This is a genomic window from Rhizobacter sp. P1_G5, assembly GCF_056405435.1.
This window is the reverse complement of sequence record NZ_JBFUCB010000252.1, coordinates 1-7,966: the sequence shown is the minus strand read 5'-3', so window position 1 is coordinate 7,966 and position 7,966 is coordinate 1. Positions and strand designations below refer to the sequence as shown.

Annotated in this window: 7 protein-coding genes; 6 read left to right on the top strand and 1 reads right to left on the bottom strand. The window is 73.2% G+C overall.

The window, feature by feature from the left end; genetic code table 11:
• Window positions 1–184 precede the first annotated feature (184 nt).
• Window positions 185–1,231 (bottom strand): sugar transferase, encoded by a 1,047-nt coding sequence (locus tag AC1D12_RS17765; protein ID WP_477841915.1) that lies wholly within the window; start codon window positions 1,229–1,231, stop codon window positions 185–187.
• A gap of 203 nt (window positions 1,232–1,434) precedes the next feature.
• Between AC1D12_RS17765 and AC1D12_RS17760 the strand changes: the two genes are divergently transcribed.
• From AC1D12_RS17760 to AC1D12_RS17735, 6 genes are all read left to right on the top strand, one after another.
• Window positions 1,435–2,715, top strand: a complete 1,281-nt coding sequence (locus tag AC1D12_RS17760) for an ATP-grasp domain-containing protein (RefSeq protein ID WP_477841913.1) — start codon at window positions 1,435–1,437, stop codon at window positions 2,713–2,715.
• 99 nt (window positions 2,716–2,814) lie between these two features.
• Window positions 2,815–4,254, top strand: coding sequence for a GumC family protein (locus AC1D12_RS17755; RefSeq protein ID WP_477841911.1), 1,440 nt, complete (start codon window positions 2,815–2,817; stop codon window positions 4,252–4,254).
• Window positions 4,251–4,979: a CpsD/CapB family tyrosine-protein kinase gene (locus AC1D12_RS17750; protein WP_477841909.1), complete on the top strand. Its 729-nt coding sequence runs from the start codon at window positions 4,251–4,253 to the stop codon at window positions 4,977–4,979. The genes AC1D12_RS17755 and AC1D12_RS17750 overlap by 4 nt, the downstream gene beginning before the upstream one ends.
• 9 nt (window positions 4,980–4,988) lie before the next feature.
• Complete coding sequence (locus AC1D12_RS17745; protein WP_477841907.1) at window positions 4,989–6,332, top strand: O-antigen ligase family protein; 1,344 nt, start codon at window positions 4,989–4,991, stop codon at window positions 6,330–6,332.
• Complete coding sequence (locus tag AC1D12_RS17740) at window positions 6,329–7,420, top strand: acyltransferase family protein (protein WP_477841905.1); 1,092 nt, start codon at window positions 6,329–6,331, stop codon at window positions 7,418–7,420. The genes AC1D12_RS17745 and AC1D12_RS17740 overlap by 4 nt, the downstream gene beginning before the upstream one ends.
• Window positions 7,417–7,966: haloacid dehalogenase-like hydrolase (locus AC1D12_RS17735; protein ID WP_477841903.1), on the top strand; the 550-nt coding region annotated here is incomplete at its 3' end. The genes AC1D12_RS17740 and AC1D12_RS17735, both read left to right, overlap by 4 nt.

The window sequence follows — 7,966 nt, the reverse complement described above, 5'->3', positions numbered from 1 at the left end:
GCCAGCAGCGTCGCGAGCGCGGCGGCCGCCGCGATGCACAGCGGGTCGAACAGCAGCGAGAGTTCGCTGCTCATCGCCGCCAGTCCGCGGCCCAGGCCCGACGAGGCGATGTGCGTGGCGGTGCTGCGCGGCAGGATCGGCTCGTCGTCGAAGGGCGGGTTCATGCGGGCCTCCTCGCGTTGTCTCAATAGGCGTTCGTTCCCTTGACGACCACGGCCGAGGTCAGCACGAGGATCTTCAGGTCCAGCAGCAGCGACCAGTGGTCGATGTAGTACAGGTCCAGCGCGATGCGCCGGCGCAACTGGGCTTCGGTGTCGGTCGCGCCGCGCGCACCGTTGACCTGCGCCCAGCCGGTGATGCCCGGTTTGACGCGGTGGCGGTGCGCGTAGTCCTGCGCGATCTCGTCGCCGAGCCGGCTCTCGGTGCGCATGTCGGTCGCGTGCGGGCGCGGGCCGACCAGCGACATCTCGCCCTGCAGCACGTTGAAGAGCTGCGGCAGCTCGTCCAGGCTCGACACCCGCAGCCAGCGGCCGAGGCGGGTGACACGCAGGTCGTGCCGCCCGGTCTGCTGCATCGGCGGCGTGGACGACGCCGCCGAGGGGGGCGTCCAGCGCATCGTGCGGAACTTGTAGATCTCGAACACGCGGTTGTCCAGTGCGTGCCGGCGCTGCCGGAACAGGACCGGCCCCGGGCCGCTCAGCTTGATGGCGACGGCGATCAAGCCCATCAGCGGCAGCAGCGCGAGCGTCAGCAGCGCGCCGAGCAGCAGGTCTTCCGCGCCCTTCGCGACGGCGTCCCAGCGTTTGATCGGCCGGTCGCACAGCAGCCTGACCGGCATGGTGTCGGCCACGTAGTCGATGCGCGTCGGCGTGTCCGCCGGCGGCATCGCGGCGTGCCGGCGGCGATGCAGGTGCCACGCGGCGCCCCCTCGCAACAGCGATGTCGACAGCAACCCGAACGCCGCGAAGGTCGTCAGGCCCGGGGGCAGCGGGTGGCCGCCGAGCRCGCCCAGCGGCAGCAGCACGAGCATGAACAACGCGAAGCGCATCGCGTGCGAGTGCACCAGGTCCGGAACGGCCCCGCGGCCGGCGGCGCTGTCGAAGCGCCGGTCGTGCAGCATGAAGGGCGCCAGCACGGCGCCGAAGGCGGCGGAGAGCGCCTGCGTGCTGACCCACGCGGCAAGCACCAGGCACAGGAAATCGCCCAGCGGGAGCAGGTCGCCGACGCGCATGGCCGGACCGTCGCGCGGCGACCGCAGTGTCGGTGGCGCGGCCGGGCGGGACGGCCTTGGCTCCAGCGTGTTCATGCGGCCAAGGTAGGACGTGGGCGGATCGACGTCTGTGCGATGCCGAACTGTGTGGGCTGGCGAACTGTGTGCGCTGGCGAACAGACCCGTGCGCAGGCGAAGGGCAGTGTGCCCCTCTCATGGGCGAGATGGCACCCCTTCGAATCCTGCTGACCGCCACCTTGCGCTGGCCGATCGCAGCACGGCTCGCGATGGCGTTCGCCGCACTCGGCTGCCGCGTCGAGGTGCTGTGTGCCCGCGGGCATCCGGCCACGCATGTGCGTGCGGTGCAGCGCATCCACCGCGCCTCGGCGCTGCGGCCGGCGGTGTCGCTGCGGGCGGCCATCGACGCGGCCCGGCCCGATCTCGTGATCCCGTGCGACGACGGTGCGGCGGTGCAACTGGCCGAACTGCACCGGCACTGCCGCGRTCTCGATGCGGCCGATGCCGCGCTCGATGCGCTGCTGCGCTCTTCGCTCGGCGACCCGCAGGCCTGCCAGCTGGCGACCGCGCGCGGTTCGTTGCTGCGGCTGGCGAGCGCGCAGGGCATCCGCACCCCCCGCACCGAGGTGATCTCCGACGCCGCGGAACTCTCGGCCGCGCTGTCCAGGCGCACGCTGCCGGCCGTCCTGAAGATCGACTCGACCTGGGGCGGCCTGGGCGTGGCCATCGTGCACGAGCGCGCGCAGGCGCTGCGCAGCTTCGAGCGCATGTCGGTGCACCCGCCGGTGGCGGGGTCGGTCGCGCGCCTGCTGCTCGACCGCGACCTCGCGCCGCTGCTGGATGCGATGCAGCGCGGGCAGCGCACCGTCACGCTGCAGGACTTCATCGTCGGCACGCCGGCGAACCGGGCGGTGGCCTGCCGGCAGGGACGGGTGCTGGCCGGCACCAGCGTGGTTGCGGTCCACACGCAGGACCGCACCGGGCCGGCCACCGTCGTGCGGGTGATCGACAACGCCGAGATGACCGAGGCGGCGCGGCGCATCGTCGCCCGCCTGGGCCTGTCCGGCCTGTGGGGCCTCGACTTCGTGCTGGCGTCGGCCACCGGCGCGGCCTGCATGATCGAGATGAACCCGCGCGCCACGCCGATCTGCCACCTGCGGCTCGGGCCGGGGCACGACCTGCCGGCCGCGCTGGTGGCATCGTGGACCGGTGCGGCCGAGGTCGCGCGCGGGCCGGCGCTGGCCGGTCGGACGATCGCGATCTTCCCGGGCGAATGGGAGCGCGACCCGGCGAGCCCGCACCTGCGCGACGACTGGCACGACATCCCGTGGGACGAGCCGGACCTGGTGCGCGACGGCATCCGCCGGCCGTGGCGCGAGCGCGGGCTGATCGCGCGCGCGTGGGCCGCGCTGCGGCCGCGGCGCGCCGCGGCCCCGGTGCAGCCGCTCGAGCCGCTCGAGCCGGGTGCGCCGGCACGGCCCACGTGAGGCGGGTGTGTTCGGCAGCGAACAGACGCCCCCTGGCGCCGGCCCTACAACCGGCACGTCCTCGCCGTCCTGGCGACGCTCGTGAAAGGGATCCTGCTCATGAACGACCTTCCGTTGGCGCCCGGGGACGCCGCCTGGTCCGTGCCGGCTTCCTACGGCCCGGTCGTTCCGCTCGAACTGGTGCACCCGGGGCTGTCGGTCGTGCAGATCCTCGCGATGCTGCGCGCCTACCGGTGGCTGGGCCTGGGCGTGGTGCTGCTGGTGCTGTCGCTCACCGGGCTCGCGCTGGGCTTCTGGCCGCGCAGCTACCTGGCCACCGTGTCGCTGATGGTGAACTACGAGGTCAACGACCCGTCGAACGGCAAGGACCTGCCGGTCGGGCAGGTCGGCAGCTACATCGCGACCCAGGTGGAGCTGATGCAGACGCCGGCCGTGCTGCTCGAGGTGGTCGACCGCCTCGTGCTGACCGACGACCCGCACTACCGGCGCGGCTACCGCGGCGAGAGCGGCACGCTGCGCGACTGGGCCGCCGCGCGGGTCGGCAAGGCCTTGTCGATCTACCAGAGCCAGCGCGGCAGCCAGCTCATCTACGCGACCTATGCGGCCCCCGATCCCGTCGAAGCCGCGCGGGTCGCCAATGCCGTGGTGGACGTCTACAAGGCGCAGGATGCGCTGCGCGGCGCGGCAGCGCCGGGCGAGCGCGCCGCGCGCCATGCGCGGCAGCTGGCCGGCCTGAAGACCAAGGTCGACGACGCGCAGCGGCAGCTGAGCGCCTTCCACCAGCGCAACGGCCTGATCGAGGAGGGCAACGACAGCAAGGTCGACGTGCTGCTGCTGGCCGCGCTCGACGATCGCCTGCTGGCGGCGCAGAGCGCACGCAACCTGGCCCAGGCGCGCGCCGGGCAGGAGGCGTCGAGCAGCGACCAGGTGCTCGCGTCGGCGCAGGCGCAGCAACTCACCGCGCAGCTCGCGGTGCAGGAGGCGCGCCTGGCGCAGCTGAACCGGCTGTACACGCCGCTGCACCCGGACGTGCTGGACGCGCAGTTGCAGCTCGAATCGACGCGCCGCGCGCTGGCCGCGACGCTGCAGAACCACGCACGCAACCTGAACGCCGGCTTCGTCGTCGCGAGCCGCGTCGAGCAGGGGCTGCAGCAGGCGATGGGCACGCAGCGCGCACGGGTCGCGAATCGCAGCCTGCTGCAGGACGAGGCGGCCAAGTACCAGCTGGAGCTCGACTCGGCCCAGGTCGTCTACAAGCGCGCGCTCGAAGCCTACGACCAGATCCTCTTCGCCGGCGACAACCGCGGCCCCAACGTCGGCGTGGTGAGCCGCGCGCTGCCGCCGGTGGCCGCGACCACGCCGCGCGTGCGGCTGGTGCTCGCGCTCGGCGCGGTGCTGGCGGTGCTGCTCGGCTTCGGCATCCCGCTGCTGCTGGCGCTGACGAACCGGCGGGTGCGCTGCCGCGACGATGTCGAGCGGCAGCACGGCATTCCGGTGCTGACGGAGTTCGCGCGGCTGCCGATGCGGAGCGCTTCATGATCGCCGCCGCTGCATCGAACCTGCCGCTGCCGGCCGTGCATGCCGAACTGCGGTCCGAACCTCGCCCCGAGTTGCGCCCGGTGATCGAGCGCCGGGCCGCGCCCGACGACCGGCTGATCATGGCCCACGACCCGCTGGACCCGCGCTGCGAGACCATGCGTGCGCTGCGCACCGAGCTGCTGCTGCGGCGCGAATCGGTCGATCGCGCGAGCATCGTCGCGCTGCTCAGTCCGAACCCGGGCGAGGGCCGCTCGCTGATGGCCGCCGAGCTGGCCATCGCGTTCGCGCAGACCGGCCGCCCGACGCTGCTGGTCGATGCCGACCTGCGGCGCCCGCAGCAGCACCAGCTGTTCGGCGCGGCGAACCGGCATGGCCTCGCGCAGGCGCTGGGCCAGGGCGAGCTGCCGCTGCTGCAGCCGGTGCACGGGTTGCCGCAGATGTCGCTGCTGACCGCCGGGCTGGTGCCGGGCGATCCGCTGGAGCTGCTGTCGAGCCGCCGCTTCGCCGCGCTGCTCGACGGCTGGCGCACCGAGTTCGAGTTCGTCGTCATCGACACCGCGCCGGTCGGGCTGTATGCCGACGGCCTGGCCGTCGCCAGCCTGGTGGGCCGCGTGCTGGCACTGAGCCGTGCGCGCCACACGAGCTCGCGGGATCTGCGGGACATGCTGCGCCGCCTGGCGGCCACGCGCTCGCAGATCCTGGGTGCCGTGATCAGCCATTTCTGAGGGTCTTCGATGTCGAGCCCGCCTTCTGCCAGCACCAGCGCGTGGCGGCGCGACGATGCCGGCGCGCTGCTGCTCGCCGCGATGATGTGGGTGCTGGTCGTGCTGATGATCGTGCCGGAGGGGCTGGACTACGAGAGCCTGGTCCATGCGGCCGCGCCCGACTCGGCCGGCCTGTTGAGCCGCGCGCTGTGGGGTGCGGTGCTCGGCCTCGGCGGGCTGGTCCTGGTCTGGCGTGCGGGCCTCGCGTGGCTGCTGGTGCGCAGCGCCAACGGCTGGCTGTTCGCGTTCCTAGCGCTGGCGGTGGCGAGCGTCGCCTGGTCGATTGACCYGGGCCTGAGCGTGCGGCGGCTGCTGCGCTTCGTCACGATCGTCGTCGCCTGCATCGCCTTCGTGCTGGTCGCCTGGCACGCGCAGCGCTTCCAGCGCGTCGTGCGCCCGGTGCTGACGCTGGTGCTGCTGGGCTCGCTGGCCTTCGGCCTGGCGGCACCGTCGCTCGCCGTCCACCAGGAGGTGGCGGCCGAGCTGGCCGGTGCGTGGCGCGGCCTCGCGAACCACAAGAACAGCCTCGGCGCGCTGGCCGGCATGGCGATGATCTTCTGGTGCCATGGCGGCCTGACGCGCGAGGTGTCGCCCGGCAGCGCGCTGGCCGGTGGTGCGGTGGCGGCGGCCTGCCTGCTGCTGTCGCGCAGCTCGACCTCGCTGGCGGCCACCGCCGCGGTGCTCGTCTTCCTCGTGGTCGCGCTGCGTGCGCCGCGCGGGCTGCGGCCCTTCGTGCCGCACCTGGTGCTCATGGTCACCGTGCTGCTGCTGCTCCATGCGCTGGTGACGCTCGGCCTCGTCGCCGGCCTGTCGGCCTTCATGGCGATGGTGTCGACCTTCAGCGGCAAGGACATGACGCTGACCGGCCGCACCGAGATCTGGGCGATCCTCGGCGACCACATGCGCGAGCACCCGTTCTTCGGCACCGGCTATGCGGCCTACTGGACGGCGGCGCCGACCGCCGGCACCGATTCCTTCGAGTTCGTCCGCCGCATGGGCTCGTTCTACCCGGGCTCGGCGCACAACGGCTACTTCGACGTGGTCAACGACCTCGGCTGGGCCGGTCTCGCCTGTCTGTTCGGCTACGCGATCACGCAGGTGCTGCACTCGCTGCGGCTGGCCAACGGCGAGCGCACCCAGGCGGTGCTGTATCTGGCGGTGTTCCTGCAGCAGGCGATCACGAACCTGTCCGAGACCCACTGGTTCAGCGTGCAGAGCGTCGACTTCGTGATCATGACGCTCACCACGACCGCGCTCGCGCGCAGCCTGCTGGAGCGGCGGCTGCGCGCGGCCTATGGCGAGCCGCGGCGATGAAGCCGATCCCGTCGCTCGACGGCGTGCGCGCGCTGGCCGTGTCGCTGGTGTTCCTGGCCCACAGCGGGCTCGAGCGGATCGTGCCCGGCGGCCTCGGCGTGACGATCTTCTTCGTGCTGAGCGGCTTCCTGATCACGACGCTGCTGCGCGTCGAGGCCGAGCGCAGCGGCCGCATCGCGCTCGGCAGCTTCTACCTGCGCCGGCTGCTGCGGCTGATGCCGCCGCTGCTCGTCGTGCTGGTCGCGGCCGCGCTGCTGTCGTCGCTCGGCGTCATCGACGGCCGCTTCACGCCGGGCGGCTTCCTTGCGGCCCTGCTGTACGCCGGCAACTACCACGCGATCGCCAACGATTTCCAGGGCGTTCCGGCCGGCATCGGCGTCGTGTGGTCGCTGGCCATCGAGGAGCACTACTACCTGCTGTACCCGCCGCTGGTCGCGCTGCTGCTGCATCGCACCAGCCTGCAGCGCGCGGCCGGGGTGCTTGGCGTCCTGTGCGTCGTGGTGCTGGGCTGGCGCTGCGCGCTCGCGCTGCACGGTGCGTCGGTGAACCACCTGACGATGGGCACCGACACGCGGGTGGATGCGATCCTGGTCGGCTGCGTGCTGGCGCTGTGGCGCAATCCGTGGCTCGACGAGCTGCCGCGGCCGATCGGGGGCCGCGGCCGGGTGCTGGTGGCGGCCTGCCTCGGCCTGCTGCTGCTCACGCTGCTGGTGCGCGACGAGCTGTTCCGCGTGACGCTGCGCTTCAGCCTGCAGAGCGTGGCCATCGCCGGGCTGCTGCATGCCGCGGTGGCGCATGCCGGCCAGGGGCCGTTCCGGTGGCTGAACGCGCGCCCGCTGGTCTACCTCGGCTCGATCTCGTACACGGTCTACCTGTCGCACCACCTGATCCTGCTCGGGCTGGCGCGGCACGAGCCTGGATGGGGCTGGTTCGGGCTGACGCTGGCGGGCGCGCTGCTGACGCTGGCGGTGGCCGAGCCGATGCGCCGCTGGGTCGAGCTGCCGTGCGCGCGCTGGCGCCAGCGCCTGCACCGCACCGCGCCACGGCGCGACGGTCCGGCAGGGCGCGGCCGGATGGCGGTGCCGTGAGCGCGCTGCACATCGCGACGCCGCATGACGTGACGCCCGAAGCGGCGCTCGGGGCGATCCGCGCGCACCGCGGCCCGATCCTGCTCGACCTGGACGAGACGCTGTACCTGCGCAACTCGACCGAGGACTTCATCGACTCGGCCCGCCCGCGCCTGGCGGCGCTGCTGCTGCTGCGCCTGCTCGACGCGCTCAAGCCGTGGCGCTGGACCGGCGGCGAACCGACGCGCGACGTGTGGCGCGTGCGCCTGGTGATGGGCTGCTTCCCGTGGATCGCCCGGCGCTGGCGGGCGCGGGTCGCCGCGCTCGCCGGCGCCCATGCCAACCGGCGCCTGCAGGCGGCGCTCGACGCGCCCGGCGCCACGACCACCCCCATCATCACGACCGCCGGCTTCCACCCGATCGTCGCGCCGCTGGTCGCCGCGCTCGGGCTGCCGCAGGCGCAGATCGTCGCGGCGCGCCTGTCGTGCTTCGCCGACCGGCGCGACGGCAAGCTGCACATGGTGGTGGGCGCGCTCGGCGGCGAGACGGTCGCGCGCGCGCTGGTGC